20 protein-coding genes and 1 tRNA gene are annotated in these 12,144 nt (G+C 40.5%); 2 read left to right on the forward strand and 19 right to left on the reverse strand.

Going from position 1 to position 12,144, the window contains the following annotated elements; all coding sequences use genetic code 11:
- Positions 1–106: 106 nt before the first annotated feature.
- The 19 genes from rplE to ISS83_00590 all read right to left on the reverse strand — a co-directional run bounded on the left by rplE (position 107) and on the right by ISS83_00590 (position 11,765).
- A complete protein-coding gene (gene rplE, locus ISS83_00500) occupies positions 107–664 on the reverse strand; it encodes a 50S ribosomal protein L5 (protein ID MBL7142136.1) in 558 nt (185 codons plus the stop codon).
- Between the two features lie 4 nt (positions 665–668).
- Positions 669–989, reverse strand: a complete 321-nt coding sequence (locus ISS83_00505) for a 50S ribosomal protein L24 (protein ID MBL7142137.1) — start codon at positions 987–989, stop codon at positions 669–671.
- Complete coding sequence (gene rplN / locus ISS83_00510; protein ID MBL7142138.1) at positions 986–1,357, reverse strand: 50S ribosomal protein L14; 372 nt, start codon at positions 1,355–1,357, stop codon at positions 986–988. The genes ISS83_00505 and rplN overlap by 4 nt, the downstream gene beginning before the upstream one ends.
- A 2-nt stretch (positions 1,358–1,359) precedes the next feature.
- Positions 1,360–1,599, reverse strand: a complete 240-nt coding sequence (gene rpsQ / locus ISS83_00515) for a 30S ribosomal protein S17 (GenBank protein ID MBL7142139.1) — start codon at positions 1,597–1,599, stop codon at positions 1,360–1,362.
- A 2-nt stretch (positions 1,600–1,601) separates the two neighbouring features.
- Positions 1,602–1,784, reverse strand: a complete 183-nt coding sequence (gene rpmC, locus ISS83_00520) for a 50S ribosomal protein L29 (GenBank protein ID MBL7142140.1) — start codon at positions 1,782–1,784, stop codon at positions 1,602–1,604.
- A gap of 3 nt (positions 1,785–1,787) precedes the next feature.
- Positions 1,788–2,192, reverse strand: a complete 405-nt coding sequence (rplP, locus tag ISS83_00525) for a 50S ribosomal protein L16 (GenBank protein ID MBL7142141.1) — start codon at positions 2,190–2,192, stop codon at positions 1,788–1,790.
- 11 nt (positions 2,193–2,203) lie between these two features.
- Positions 2,204–2,851 (reverse strand): 30S ribosomal protein S3, encoded by a 648-nt coding sequence (rpsC, locus tag ISS83_00530; protein MBL7142142.1) that lies wholly within the window; start codon positions 2,849–2,851, stop codon positions 2,204–2,206.
- Between the two features lie 6 nt (positions 2,852–2,857).
- Positions 2,858–3,382, reverse strand: a complete 525-nt coding sequence (rplV, locus tag ISS83_00535; protein ID MBL7142143.1) for a 50S ribosomal protein L22 — start codon at positions 3,380–3,382, stop codon at positions 2,858–2,860.
- A gap of 4 nt (positions 3,383–3,386) precedes the next feature.
- Positions 3,387–3,701, reverse strand: a complete 315-nt coding sequence (rpsS, locus tag ISS83_00540; protein MBL7142144.1) for a 30S ribosomal protein S19 — start codon at positions 3,699–3,701, stop codon at positions 3,387–3,389.
- Between the two features lie 137 nt (positions 3,702–3,838).
- Complete coding sequence (gene rplB, locus ISS83_00545; GenBank protein ID MBL7142145.1) at positions 3,839–4,618, reverse strand: 50S ribosomal protein L2; 780 nt, start codon at positions 4,616–4,618, stop codon at positions 3,839–3,841.
- A gap of 2 nt (positions 4,619–4,620) precedes the next feature.
- Positions 4,621–5,040: a 50S ribosomal protein L23 gene (gene rplW / locus ISS83_00550; protein ID MBL7142146.1), complete on the reverse strand. Its 420-nt coding sequence runs from the start codon at positions 5,038–5,040 to the stop codon at positions 4,621–4,623.
- 4 nt (positions 5,041–5,044) lie between these two features.
- Entirely contained in the window at positions 5,045–5,674 is a 630-nt protein-coding gene (rplD, locus tag ISS83_00555; GenBank protein ID MBL7142147.1) for a 50S ribosomal protein L4, read from the reverse strand.
- A gap of 2 nt (positions 5,675–5,676) precedes the next feature.
- Positions 5,677–6,264, reverse strand: coding sequence for a 50S ribosomal protein L3 (gene rplC, locus ISS83_00560; protein MBL7142148.1), 588 nt, complete (start codon positions 6,262–6,264; stop codon positions 5,677–5,679).
- A gap of 150 nt (positions 6,265–6,414) precedes the next feature.
- On the reverse strand, positions 6,415–6,756 hold the full coding sequence (rpsJ, locus tag ISS83_00565; protein MBL7142149.1) for a 30S ribosomal protein S10: 342 nt from the start codon (positions 6,754–6,756) through the stop codon (positions 6,415–6,417).
- A 34-nt stretch (positions 6,757–6,790) separates the two neighbouring features.
- Positions 6,791–7,990: an elongation factor Tu gene (tuf, locus tag ISS83_00570; protein ID MBL7142150.1), complete on the reverse strand. Its 1,200-nt coding sequence runs from the start codon at positions 7,988–7,990 to the stop codon at positions 6,791–6,793.
- Positions 7,991–8,130: 140 nt separating this feature from the next.
- Positions 8,131–10,233 (reverse strand): elongation factor G, encoded by a 2,103-nt coding sequence (gene fusA, locus ISS83_00575; GenBank protein ID MBL7142151.1) that lies wholly within the window; start codon positions 10,231–10,233, stop codon positions 8,131–8,133.
- A gap of 4 nt (positions 10,234–10,237) precedes the next feature.
- On the reverse strand, positions 10,238–10,705 hold the full coding sequence (gene rpsG, locus ISS83_00580) for a 30S ribosomal protein S7 (protein MBL7142152.1): 468 nt from the start codon (positions 10,703–10,705) through the stop codon (positions 10,238–10,240).
- Positions 10,706–10,708: 3 nt separating this feature from the next.
- Positions 10,709–11,122, reverse strand: coding sequence for a 30S ribosomal protein S12 (rpsL, locus tag ISS83_00585; protein MBL7142153.1), 414 nt, complete (start codon positions 11,120–11,122; stop codon positions 10,709–10,711).
- A gap of 25 nt (positions 11,123–11,147) precedes the next feature.
- The gene (locus ISS83_00590) at positions 11,148–11,765 is read right to left on the reverse strand and encodes a site-2 protease family protein (GenBank protein MBL7142154.1); all 618 of its coding nucleotides are present in this window, start codon (positions 11,763–11,765) and stop codon (positions 11,148–11,150) included.
- A 91-nt stretch (positions 11,766–11,856) separates the two neighbouring features.
- On the opposite strand from ISS83_00590, the gene ISS83_00595 reads away from it, so the two are divergent.
- Together ISS83_00595 and ISS83_00600 are read left to right on the forward strand one after the other, a co-directional pair.
- Complete coding sequence (locus ISS83_00595; GenBank protein ID MBL7142155.1) at positions 11,857–12,045, forward strand: 50S ribosomal protein L28; 189 nt, start codon at positions 11,857–11,859, stop codon at positions 12,043–12,045.
- A 2-nt stretch (positions 12,046–12,047) separates the two neighbouring features.
- Positions 12,048–12,120: transfer RNA gene (locus tag ISS83_00600), tRNA-Pro, on the forward strand.
- The last annotated feature ends 24 nt before the right edge of the window (positions 12,121–12,144 follow it).

A 12,144-nucleotide genomic window follows, 5' to 3' on the forward strand; every position in this document is an offset into this window, starting at 1 on the left:
GTGAAAGAAGTTTGTTTTATTATATTAAACTCATTTCTTTGTTTTAAATATTGCATGGGATTATATATATTAAGCATTCTGGAAGTTGTATTACAGGGCATATTTCCTATTTTTTAATGGGAAATCCCAATAATTTAAATAATTCCAATCCTTCTTCTTTGGTTTTAGAATTGGTGGCCACGGTGATTTCCAGACCGAAAATGTTCCTGGCTTTTTCCGGCAGAATTTCAGGAAAAGCAATGTGCTCTTTAATGGCAACGGTTAAATTTCCCTGCCCGTCAACCGAATCCTGGGGAATCCCCCTGAAATCCCTTGTCCTGGGAAGAACAATATTGATAAACCTTTCTAAAAAATCCTGCATTCTTTTTCCCCTTAAGGTAACTTTTGCGCCCAGAGCCATGCCTTCGCGAATCTTGAAACTTGAAATGGCTTTTTTCGCGTAGGTTTTTACAGCTTTCTGGCCGCAAATCAAAGTAAGATCTCCTGCAATAAAATCAGCTGTCTTTTTCTGCTCGTCATTCGTCTTACCAACCACCTGCCTGCCAAAACCAGTGTTAACCACCACCTTCTCCAACCTTGGTACAGCCATAGTGCTCTTGTAACCGAATTTCTCCATCATCTGGGGAATTGCTTCTTTTTTGTATTTTTCGGTTATCTTCATCATAAATTTAAGTTTCCTGGCTGCATTTCTTGCAGACTCTGGCTTTTGATTTCTCACCCTTGGTGTTTGTCGTTAATTTGTATCCTGTTCTTGTCGGCCTGCCGCACTTTGAACAAATCAATTTTACGCTGGAAACGGAAACAACGCCAGGCAAAGTAATAATCTGGCCTTTTTCTCCGGATTTTTTGGGTCTTTTGTGCTTCTTTCTCAAATTAACGCCCTCTACCATCAATCTGTTTTCTTTGGGAAAAACCTGAAGAATTTTTCCTCTTTTTCCCCGATCTTTTCCGGAAACTACTAAAATTGTATCGCCCTTTTTAATCTTCATATAATTTCAGTTGCCAAAGAGGCTATTTTTTCAAAACCTTTTTCCCTGATTTCCCTGGGAATCGGACCGAGAATCCTTCCTCCTTTGGGCTCTTTGGTTTTGGCTTCCAAAATAACAGCCGCGTTTTCATCAAACCTGATATATGTGCCGTCGGCCCTGCGGAAATTCTTTTTCTGACGGACTATCACCGCCCTGACAACCTCGTGCTTTTTGACTATTCTCCTCGGTTCAGCTTCCTTGACCGCGGCCACAATCACGTCGCCTATCTGGGCATAATGCCTTTTCGTTCCTCCTAAAACATGAAAGCACTGGATTATCTTTGCTCCGGTATTGTCAATGATTTTTAATTTTGTTCTTGGTTGAATCATATTTATTTAGCCAATTTTTTAACAACTTTCCATTTTTTGTCTTTGGAAAGCGGCCTGCATTCTTCAATAACAACCTTATCTCCCGGTAAAAAATCCCCTTCCTCAACATGGGCTTTGTAGTTCTTGTGTACCCTGAATCTTCTTTTGTATTTGGGATGCTCTTTCAATCTTTCAATTCTGACGACAACCGTCTTTTGCATCTTATTTGAAATGATATTTCCGATTAATTGTTTCTTTGGCATAGTTATTTGGCTAATATGGTTAATATCTGGGAAATTTCTTTTTTAATTCTGCGGATTTCCCTGACGTTTTTTACTTTTCCGGCAGCTAAATCAAACCTAAGCTGCCTTGTTTTTCCCCTGTTGTCTCTCAAAATCTTTTGCAGCTCTTCTTTCGGTTTTTTGATTAATTCGTCAATCTTTTTCATAGTTTATCTTTGAATTATTTTCGTTTTAATGGGCAGTTTGTCTGCTGCTTTTCCGAAAGCTTCTTTGACGACTTCTTCTTTCAAACCGTCCAATTCAAAAATTATCCTGCCGGGTTTAACTGAAAAAACGTAATGATCAACGCTTCCCTTGCCTCCGCCCATGGGAACCTCTATTCCTTTTTGGGTTACTGGTTTGTCCGGAAAAATCCTGATCCAAAGCTTTCCTCCTTTTTTAAGGTATCTGAGAATGGCCCGTCTGGATGCTTCTAGCTGTCTGGCTGTAACCCAGAGAGTCTGTAAAGAAACCAATCCGAAAGAACCGAAAGACAATTTGTTTCCCCGGGTTTCTATACCTTTGGAGCGTCCCCTATGCCACTTCCTGTGTTTAACTTTTTTGGGCATTAATATGGACATGGTCTTTAATCAAATTTATCCCCTTTATATATCCAAACCTTTATACCTATTGTTCCGTAAGTGCAGAAAGCTTGGTCTTGGATAAAATCAATGTCAGCTCTTATGGTCTGGCGAGGCAGCCTGCCTTTTTGCAGCCATTCCCTCCTGGCAATTTCTGCGCCATTCAATCTTCCTTTCATCTCAATCCTGGCTCCCTTGACCTGTTTTGACAAAGAAATCTTTTCCAGAGTTTGCTTCAAAACCTTTCTGAAAGGAACTCTCTTTTCAATTTGCTGGGCAACATATTGGGCAGACAAGGCGGCTGAAGACCAAACATCCTTGATTTCCCTTATCTCAATCCTGACTTCCTTCTTGGCTTTGTTGTTCTCTAAGACCTTCATTTCCAACCCCTTTTTCATTTCTTCAATACCTGAGCCTCCCCGACCGATAATCAATCCTGGCCTGGCGCTGAAAATAATGATATTCAACTTCCCGGAAAATCTTTCAATTTCAACTTTTTCCACTCCCAGCTTGCCGATTTTCTTTTTAAGGTATTCCCTAATTTTAAAATCCTCCTCCAAATATTTGGGGAAATTCTTTTGATCAAACCATCGCGAATTCCAGTTTGCAAGATCTCTCAGCCTGTATGATTTTGGATGAACTTTGTGTGCCATATGGTTTTAAAATGCTTTTCTTCTGAAAATACGGTTTATTCCCTTTTGGCCTCTTGGCTTTTTCTCTTCAAGCTTCGGCCTGAATTTTTCCCTGTCTGACAGAGTTTTTTCGGTTTTCAAGGGTTTTTTCTCTTCTTTCACTTCTTCTGTGGCCTTTTCAACCAAAGGTTTCTTAACTTTCGCTTTTTTCTTGGTTTTGGTTTTTTCGTCAAGAACAAGAATGATGTGGGAACTTTTTTTCTGAATCTCGTAAGCCTGGCCCTTAGAACGGGCTCTCCACCTCTTGAATTTCGGCCCTTCGTCAACCATGATTTTTGAAATATATAAATTGTCAGGTTCTAACTGGAAAAGATTCTGGGCGCTGGTCACGGCCTGTTTTAAAAGTTTTGCCAAAGGCAAGGAAGATTTCTTCACAGCAAAATTAAGCAAGTTTTCTGCCTCTTTCACTGATTTTCCCCTTATCAAATCCGCTGTCAAACGAACCTTTCTGGGAGCTATTCTTAAATAATTTAATTTAGCTGTAACCGGCATATTTTTATTTTTCAGGTGTTTCGGCTGCTTTTTCTGAAGCTTTTGATTCCAATTCTCTCTGCATCCTTCCGCCGTGCCTGCCGAACTTAGTGGTCGGAGAAAATTCGCCCAGCTTGTGGCCGACCATGTTTTCTGCTGCTTTAACTGTAATGAATTCCCTGCCATTATGGACGCCGAAAGTAAAACCGATCATTTCAGGAGTGATTGTTGACCTTCTTGACCAGGTTTTAATAATTTCCTTGCCCTCAGGTTTCAAATTCTTTATCTTTTTCAATAATTTTTCGTCCACAAAAGGACCTTTCTTAATTGATCTTGACATACCCTGTATATCAACATCCAGGCATTTTCAATGCGAAAACACTCTGAAGGTTGTCTTTATTTAATAATATATTCAACATAATAATTTTAATTAAGCTTTCAATACGAAGTATTCTGGATGTTGTATTACGGGGCATATTATTTCTTCTTGTGTTTTCTCCTTTGAATGATTAATTTGCTTGTCCATTTCTTTTTTCTTGTCCTAACTCCCATTGCTATCTTGCCCCAGGGAGTTTTGGCATGCTTCATACCGATTGAAGACCTCCCCTCTCCTCCGCCATGAGGGTGGTCGGGCGGATTCATGGCTGTCCCTCTGACTGTCGGCCTTATGCCTTTATGTCTCGCTCTTCCTGCCTTTCCCACTTTGATAAACTTGTGTTCAGGAAAAGAAACCTGTCCGATTGAAGCGCAACATTCAGCTAAAATTTTTCTTGTCTCAGTAGAAGGAAAAATTAAATGGGTATACTTTCCTTCCTGAGCAACAACCCTTGCTGAAGTTCCTGCCCCTTTTACCAGTTTTCCGCCCCTGCCAGGCTCCATTTCAATGTTATATACCTGCATTCCGACAGGAATGTTCTTCAATTTCATTCTGTTCCCTGTTTTTATCTCCGCTTTTTCAGAACAAATCACGCTGTCTCCGACTTTCAACCCATGAGGGCAAATTCTATATCTTTTTTCTCCATTATCATATTGTAAAAGACAGATAAAAGAAGTTCTGTAAGGGTCATATTCAATGGCTAAAACTTTAGCCGGAGAATCCTGTCTTTCCTGGCCGAAATCAACGATTCTGTAAAGCCGCTTTGCTCCACCGCCCTTGTGCCTGACAGTAATCCTGCCCCGAGAATCGCGGCCAGCCCTTCTTTTCAAGGATAAAAGCAGGTTTCTTTCCGGTTGCTTTTTTGACAATATCTTTTTCATAATTAACGTGGCAATAATTCAATTTTCTGTCCTTTTTTTACCTTGGCTATCGCTTTTTTATAACCTGGTTTCATTCCTTTAATCTTGCCTATCCTTCTTTCTTTGGCAGAAACATTAATAATTCTAACTGAAACAACTTCGACTCCGTAAGTATCCTCTACCGCTTTTTTTACTTCTGTTTTATTGGCTCTTCCAAAAACCCTGAAAGTGTACTGGTTTTTTTCCGCCAAATCAGAAGCTTTTTCCGCGACATGAGGATTTCTTAAAATCTTATAGCCCTCCCCTATCTTTATCGCTTTCTTGATCTTCGGGCCTTCTTCTTTGACTGCTTTCTTTTCCGGCTTTATTTCTTTAGCTTTTTTCGGTTTTTCTTTCTTAACCGGAACAGCAGTCTTCTTTTTAAAAATATCTAAAATAGCCATACAATTATTTCAAAAAAGTTTCTTTTATCAATTTGATCGCTTCTTTTGGCATGATTAAGTATTTAAAAGAAAGTATGTCCAAAGCGTTCAAGTCTTTAGCCTGAATTGTCTCAATGGTAGCGATATTCTTGCTGGAAATTATAAGGTTTTTATCCATTTTGGGCAGAACAAGCAAAGCACTCTGTTTTTTAATGGGAAGCTTTTCCAAGACAACTACCATTAATTTTGTTTTTGCCTTTTCCAGCTTCAAATCTTCCAGAACAACCATCATATTGTTTTTTACCTTGCCAGATAAAACCATCAGCAAAGCGCTTCTCTTAACTTTCTTGTTTATCTTCTTTTTAAAAACTCTTTCTTTTCTCGGACCGAAAGTTATGCCGCCCCCGCGCCATATCGGAGAACGACGGGAACCGTGCCTGGCACGGCCTGTTCCTTTCTGCCTCCAAGGTTTTCTTCCTCCTCCCCTGACCTCTCCTCTGGTCTTGGCGTTGGCTAAAACCTGCCTGCGGTTTGCCATTTGTGCAACAACAACCTGCTGAACCAGTTGCGGATTTATCTTTACGTCAAAGATCTCCTTTGGCAGCAAAGTATTTCCAATTTCTTTTCCTTCTTGATTGTAAACATTAATTTTCATAATTATCCTTTAATTTCCAATAATCCTCCTGATGCTCCGGCAATCGCTCCCTTAACCGCCAATAAATTGTTCTCTTTATCAATTTTAACAACTTTCAAATTCTTGATGGTTTTCCTTTCTCCACCCATTCGGCCAGGCATCTTTCTGCCTTTGATTACCCTTTCTGGGAAAGAGGTTCCCGTAGAGCCCAAACTTCTCTGTTCATGTTTTGTGCCGTGGGTAGCCGGACGCCCGGAAAATCCCCACCTTTTCACTCCTCCCTGAAAACCCTTTCCTTTGGAAGTGCTGGAAACTTTAACTTTGTCCCCCTCTTCAAAAACAGAAACATTTATTTCATCTCCCTGTTTCATCTCGCTCTTTTCATCAATCTTAAACTCTTTTAAATATCTGAATTCTTTTCCTTTTTCTGTTTTCTTAGGTTTCTTTTTTTTAACAAAGCCAACCTGAACAGCCCAATATCTGTCTTTTTCATTCGTCTTTATTTGGGTGATATAGCAGGGACCGGCCTCAATCAGGGTGACCGGAATAACTTTTCCTTCTTCGTCGAAAATCTGCGACATTCCCAGTTTTTTTCCTAAAATGAATTTCATAAAAACTTTTCTCAAATAAAATACGGGGATTCTAACCCCGCATTCATTCTCATAAGGTTAGCTTGACTAATTACTTCATGAAGTTTTCTGCATAATTGTTTCTAATTATAATATCACCAAAATGAGAATTTGTAAATTCCTTTTGGCCGATTACATTTTGATCTCAATATCAACGCCAGCAGGCAGATTCAAATTTATCAAAGCATCAATCACTTTCTGGCCCGGATTCAATATGTCAATCAATCTCTTATGAACTCTCAGTTCAAACTGTTCTCTCGCATCCTTGTGGACGAAAGAAGAACGATTGACTGTTTGTTTTTGGATTTCCGTAGGCAAAGGCACAGGACCCAACGTTTGGACACCGTAACGCAAAGCCACCTCGATAATCTGGCGGGCAGAACTATCAATCACTTTATGATCGAAAGCCCTCAGTTTTATCCTTATCTTGGATTTAGCTTCTTCTTCAACTTCAGTTATTTTCTTTTTTGGCATCTTGAAAGAACCTTTGCTTTAAATCTCTTTTTCTTTATTTAATTACTTTTGTTACCACGCCTGCTCCCACGGTTCTGCCGCCTTCTCTGATGGCGAATCTCTGCTTTTCTTCCATGGCAATAGGAGTCAATAACTTTGCTTTAAAATTGACTGTGTCTCCCGGCATAACCATTTCAGTGCCTTCTGGCAATGTCACTTCTCCTGTCACGTCAGTGGTTTTAAAGTAAAGCTGAGGCTTGTAGCCGGTAAAGAAAGGAGTGTGTCTTCCGCCTTCTTCCTTTGTTAAAACATAAACTTCCCCTTCAAATTCAGTATGGGGGGTTATTGAACCTGGCTTGGCTAAAACCTGTCCTCTTTCAACATCTTCTTTCTTTGATCCTCTGAGCAATATGCCGACATTGTCTCCGGCTCTTCCTTCGTCCAGAATCTTGTTAAACATTTCTACGCTAACAGCAATTGTTTTGCTGGTCGGCTTAATACCAACCAATTCCACTTCATCGTTGGAATGGACAATTCCTCTTTCAATACGACCGGTAGCCACTGTTCCTCTTCCGGCAATTGAGAAAACGTCTTCAATAGCCATTAAGAAGGGCTTATCAATTTCTCTGACCGGTTCTGAAATATATTCGTCTATTGCTTTAACCAGCTCTAAAATGGGCTTGGCTGCTTCATCATCAATAGAATTGGCTGCCAAAGCTTTTAAAGCTGAACCTTTGATTATTGGAGTGGTATCTCCCGGATAACCGTATTTCTTTAAAAGCTCTCTTAATTCCGATTCAACCAAGCTAATCATTTCCGGATCGTCAACTGCATCGCACTTGTTCAAAAATACGACCATTGCCGGCAATCCTACTTGCCTAGCCAAAAGAATGTGCTCTCTTGTCTGAGGCATAGGGCCGTCGGGAGCTGAAACAACTAAAACTGCTCCGTCCATCTGGGCAGCTCCGGTAATCATGTTCTTGATGTAGTCAGCATGTCCCGGACAATCAATCCAGGCATAATGCCTTTTTTCAGATTCAAACTCAACGTGAGTGACGTTGATTGTCAAACCACGAGCCTTTTCCTCTGGCGCTGAGTCAATCTGGTCTATGGATTTTTCGGTAGCTTTAAAACCGGCCAACTTCTGAATTTTCAGAATAGCGGCGGTTAAAGTGGTTTTGCCATGGTCAACGTGACCGATGGAACCTATGTTTAGATGGGGTTTTTCCCTTGCGAATTTTTCTTTTTCTGCCATATTTTTTTTGTGCGATGAAAACTTTGTTTTCATCTTTCACCTCGCTCGCCTGAGGCGAGTTCGGCTATTAATTATTATTTATTTATATACTGACCGATATATAATATTTTATTAAACTTCTAATATTTGTCAATTGTGGATTATCTTCTTTTGCCCTCAATAATCTCCTGGGCAATATTGCCAGGAACCTCATCATAATGGTCAAATTCCATAGTAAAGGTTCCCCTGCCTTCAGTCAAGCTACGGATAGCGGTTGCATAGCCGAACATTTCAGACAAAGGTACTTTAGCATCAATTACTTTCATTTGCAATCTGTCTTGTGTTTCTTCGATTTTGCCTCTTCTGGCTGATAAATCTCCGATAACGTCCCCGAAAAAGTCAGCAGGAATAACCACTTCCAATTTCATAATTGGCTCCAATAATACTGGTTTAGCTCTTTTGGTTGCTGATTGAAAAGCCATGGAACCGGCAATTTTAAAAGCCATTTCCGACGAATCAACCTCGTGGAACGAGCCGTCAAAAAGCGTAGCAGACAAATCAACGATCGGGTAGCCGGCAACCACCCCCTTATCAGCTGCCTCTATCACTCCTTTTTCAACGGCCGGAATGAATTCACGGGGAATAATTCCGCCTTTTATCTCGTTGATAAATTCAAATCCCGTACCTCTTTCTTTCGGCTCCACTTTCAGAAAAACATGGCCGTACTGTCCCCGGCCTCCTGACTGCCTGACATATTTTCCTTCTGCTTCAGCTTCCATTTTAACGGTTTCTTTGTAAGCAACCTGGGGCCTGCCGATATTCGCTTCTACCTTGAACTCTCTTTTTAATCTGTCAGTAATAATTTCCAAGTGCAACTCTCCCATGCCGGAAATAATCGTTTCGCTGGTTTCCAAATCTCCCTTAACCCTGAAAGTCGGATCTTCGTCCATCAATCTTTTTAAAGCAGTGCCCATTTTTTCCTGGTCAGCTTTTGTTTTCGGCTCAATTCTGATTGAAATAACAGGTTCCGGGAAAACGATCTTTTCAAGAATAATAGGACTGTTCTCGTCGCAAAGAGTGTGGCCAGTAGAAGTATTTTTCAAACCGACGGTAGCTGCGATGTCTCCGGTAAAAACTTCCTCCACCTCTTCCCTTTCATTGGCATGCATTCTTAAAATCCTGCCGATTCTTTCTTTCTCGCCGGTAGTCGTATTTAAAACGTAAGAACCACGCTTTAAAGAACCGGAATAAACTCTGAAAAATGTCAAAGTGCCGACATAAGGATCATTGGCCACTTTAAAAGCTAAAGCGCAAAAAAGCTTGTCGTCCGAAGCTTCTCTTTCAATAAACTCACCGTTTTTTGGATCTGTACCAACGACAGCTGGAAGCTCAGTGGGATTCGGCAGATACTCAACTACTCCATCAAGCATTAGCTGCACTCCTTTGTTTTTTAAAGCTGAACCGCAAAAAACAGGAATAAGCTTATAATCAATAGTTGCTTTTCTTAAAGTTTTTTTCAGCTCTCCAACGGAAATTTCCTGCTTGGCCAAATATTTTTCCAAGAGAGATTCGTCTTCTGCCGCAATTTTCTCAATCAACTTCTCCCTCCATTCTTTAGCTTTTTCTATTAAGTCTGCCGGAAGCTCCTCTTTTTTAATAGTCTGACCGAAGTCACCCTCAAACCTCAAAACTTTCATTTCCAGCAAATCAATTATTCCTTCAAACTTCGCTTCCTCGCCTATGGGCAATTGAAGCGCGACAGCGCAAGGAGAAAGCTTTTGCAGAATAGAATTAAAGCTTCCTTCAAAAGAAGCTCCCATCCTGTCTAATTTATTTATAAAGCAAATCCTGGGAACGTGGAATTTATCTGCCTGTCGCCAGACAGTTTCAGATTGCGGCTCCACTCCTGCCACGCCGTCAAAAACAACGACTGCTCCGTCCAGAACTCTCAAGGCTCTCTGGACTTCAACAGTGAAATCAATGTGGCCCGGAGTGTCGATAATATTAATCCTGTATTCGTTTTCCTTTTTTTTCTCTGAATCGAGAGGCGTCCAAAAACAAGTGGTGGCAGCAGAAGTAATGGTGATTCCCCTTTCCCTTTCCTGAACCATCCAGTCCATGATAGCCTTGCCGTCGTGTACCTCTCCTATCTTATGGGAGATGCCGGTGTAAAATAAAACTCGCTCGGTAACAGTTGTTTTACCGGCGTCAATATGCGCGATAATCCCTATATCTCTGTATCTTTCTATCGGATATTGCCTCATAACTTTACCAAGAAAAATGAGCGAAAGCCCTGTTGGCCTCTGCCATTCGATGAGTATCTTCTTTCTTTTTAATGGCTGTTCCTTCGTTCTTTGAAGCTAAAATCAGCTCTTCAGCCAGTTTTTCTCTCATCGGCTTGCCTTTTTTTGACTTGGCTGCCTTAATTATCCATCTCATCGCCAAAGTAACCATTCTGTCCCCCCTTACTTCGCGGGGCACCTGATAAGTTGCTCCGCCGACTCTTTTCGGTTTTATCTCCAGTAAAGGAGAAGCGTTTTTTATAGCTGTTTCAAAAACCTCCAAAGGCTCTTTCTTTGTTTTCTCTTTAATAATATCAAAAGTGCCGTAAATGATTTTTTCGGCTATTGTTTTCTTGCCGTTCCTCATCACCTGATTGATGAATTTGGCTACGGTTACATTCTCGTAAACGGAATCAGGAACAACAGGTATTCTCTTTTTTTTCTTTCTAGCCATATATTATTTTTCTCTTTTTTTGCCGTATTTGCTTCTTTGTTTTTTTCTTCCTTCAACTCCAGCCGTATCTAAAACGCCTCTGACTATATGATATCTGACGCCTGGCAAATCTTTAACCCTGCCCCCTCTCAAGACAACCACTGAGTGCTCTTGCAGATTGTGGCCTTCTCCTGGAATGTAAGCCGTTACTTCCATGCCGTTGGTCAGCCTGACCCTGGCTACTTTTCTCAAAGCAGAATTTGGTTTCTTGGGAGTGGAAGTAAAAACCTTCAGACAAACTCCCCTTTTAAAAGGAGAATAAAAGTTTTTGGGCCGATTCTTTAAAACATTAAAACTAAAAGACAAAGCTGGCGACTTGGTGCGCTTTTTGGCTTTCTTCCTTCCTTTTTTAATTAATTGATGAATTGTCGGACACATAAATTACAATTTATCATAAAGCCAATTAAATTACAAGAGGCTGGCCGGTTACTAGAGAAAAAAGAAAATAAGCTGACTTGAAAATTAAGTTCAATCCGCCAAAGAAAATGAAGAACAGAAAAACAAAAAGTCCGTATCTTTCAAGAAACCTTCTGATTTCAAGAAGCTTTCCCGGGAAAAAAGAGAACAAAATATGTGAACCGTCAAAGGGCGGAACGGGAATAAGATTGAAAACTGCCCAGGCAAAATTATATATAACGATTATACTGAAAAGCATCAAAAGAGGCTGGGACAAAGACAAAAATCTTATAGCCAATCCGAAAATTACTGCCAGAAGAAAATTGGTTGCCGGGCCAGCGATAGCTACTTTCAATGTTCCCCATCTCTGGTCGCGAAAATTCAAAGGATTAATCGGCACGGGCTTTGCCCAGCCGATAATCGGTCCCTTGCCCAAAGTGGCAAAAAGCAAAAGCAAAGGAACAAGAATCGTGCCCAAAGGATCAATATGCTTTATGGGGTTCAGCGTCAAACGGCCGGCTCTCTTGGCCGTCTCGTCTCCCAAATGTAAAGCAACGCTTCCATGCGCCACTTCATGAATGACAATGGAAAAAAATAAAATTAATAAAATAAAAACGATTTCCATGCTTTTAATGATAACACAACTTGAAAAAAATAAAAATTTCTGCTAGAATAAAAAAGTCGTAGTTTATCATTTCTAAAAAATCATCAAGAATATGGCAAACGAATGCCCAATCTGCGGTAAAAAAACTCTAATGGTTTGGAGAAGAGTGAAACTCCGAGGAAGATATAATCCAACAACGAAAACAAGAAAAAAACCAAATCTGCAATGGGTTAAATTGCCTTCGGGCAAAAGGATAAAAGCCTGCACGAAATGCATCAAGGCAATGGCGAAAAAGAAATAAAACGGGGCATGGTGTAATGGTTAACATACACCCTTGGGGTGGGTGTGAGTCTGGGTTCGATTCCCAGTGTCCCGACCTCCGAAAATGGTACAGGGTAAA

The sequence above is a fragment of the Candidatus Paceibacterota bacterium genome (assembly GCA_016782605.1).
Taxonomy (GTDB): Bacteria; Patescibacteriota; Minisyncoccia; order Minisyncoccales; family RBG-13-42-11; genus BS750m-G71.

What these genes read in the sequence shown, in the direction of transcription:
- ISS83_00505 (MBL7142137.1), bottom strand. Translation starts at nt 989, where the DNA reads ATGAAGATTAAAAAGGGCGATACAATTTTAGTAGTTTCCGGAAAAGAT.
- rpsQ (MBL7142139.1), bottom strand. Translation starts at nt 1,599, where the DNA reads ATGCCAAAGAAACAATTAATCGGAAATATCATTTCAAATAAGATGCAA.
- rpmC (MBL7142140.1), bottom strand. Translation starts at nt 1,784, where the DNA reads ATGAAAAAGATTGACGAATTAATCAAAAAACCGAAAGAAGAGCTGCAA.
- rpsJ (MBL7142149.1), bottom strand. Translation starts at nt 6,756, where the DNA reads ATGCCAAAAAAGAAAATAACTGAAGTTGAAGAAGAAGCTAAATCCAAG.
- rpsL (MBL7142153.1), bottom strand. Translation starts at nt 11,122, where the DNA reads ATGTGTCCGACAATTCATCAATTAATTAAAAAAGGAAGGAAGAAAGCC.
- rplC (MBL7142148.1), bottom strand. Translation starts at nt 6,264, where the DNA reads ATGAAATTCATTTTAGGAAAAAAACTGGGAATGTCGCAGATTTTCGAC.
- fusA (MBL7142151.1), bottom strand. Translation starts at nt 10,233, where the DNA reads ATGAGGCAATATCCGATAGAAAGATACAGAGATATAGGGATTATCGCG.
- tuf (MBL7142150.1), bottom strand. Translation starts at nt 7,990, where the DNA reads ATGGCAGAAAAAGAAAAATTCGCAAGGGAAAAACCCCATCTAAACATA.
- rplN (MBL7142138.1), bottom strand. Translation starts at nt 1,357, where the DNA reads ATGATTCAACCAAGAACAAAATTAAAAATCATTGACAATACCGGAGCA.
- rplV (MBL7142143.1), bottom strand. Translation starts at nt 3,382, where the DNA reads ATGCCGGTTACAGCTAAATTAAATTATTTAAGAATAGCTCCCAGAAAG.
- rpsS (MBL7142144.1), bottom strand. Translation starts at nt 3,701, where the DNA reads ATGTCAAGATCAATTAAGAAAGGTCCTTTTGTGGACGAAAAATTATTG.
- ISS83_00595 (MBL7142155.1), top strand. Translation starts at nt 11,857, where the DNA reads ATGGCAAACGAATGCCCAATCTGCGGTAAAAAAACTCTAATGGTTTGG.
- rplW (MBL7142146.1), bottom strand. Translation starts at nt 5,040, where the DNA reads ATGGCTATTTTAGATATTTTTAAAAAGAAGACTGCTGTTCCGGTTAAG.
- rpsC (MBL7142142.1), bottom strand. Translation starts at nt 2,851, where the DNA reads ATGGCACACAAAGTTCATCCAAAATCATACAGGCTGAGAGATCTTGCA.
- rplB (MBL7142145.1), bottom strand. Translation starts at nt 4,618, where the DNA reads ATGAAAAAGATATTGTCAAAAAAGCAACCGGAAAGAAACCTGCTTTTA.
- ISS83_00590 (MBL7142154.1), bottom strand. Translation starts at nt 11,765, where the DNA reads ATGGAAATCGTTTTTATTTTATTAATTTTATTTTTTTCCATTGTCATT.
- rpsG (MBL7142152.1), bottom strand. Translation starts at nt 10,705, where the DNA reads ATGGCTAGAAAGAAAAAAAAGAGAATACCTGTTGTTCCTGATTCCGTT.
- rplD (MBL7142147.1), bottom strand. Translation starts at nt 5,674, where the DNA reads ATGAAAATTAATGTTTACAATCAAGAAGGAAAAGAAATTGGAAATACT.
- rplE (MBL7142136.1), bottom strand. Translation starts at nt 664, where the DNA reads ATGATGAAGATAACCGAAAAATACAAAAAAGAAGCAATTCCCCAGATG.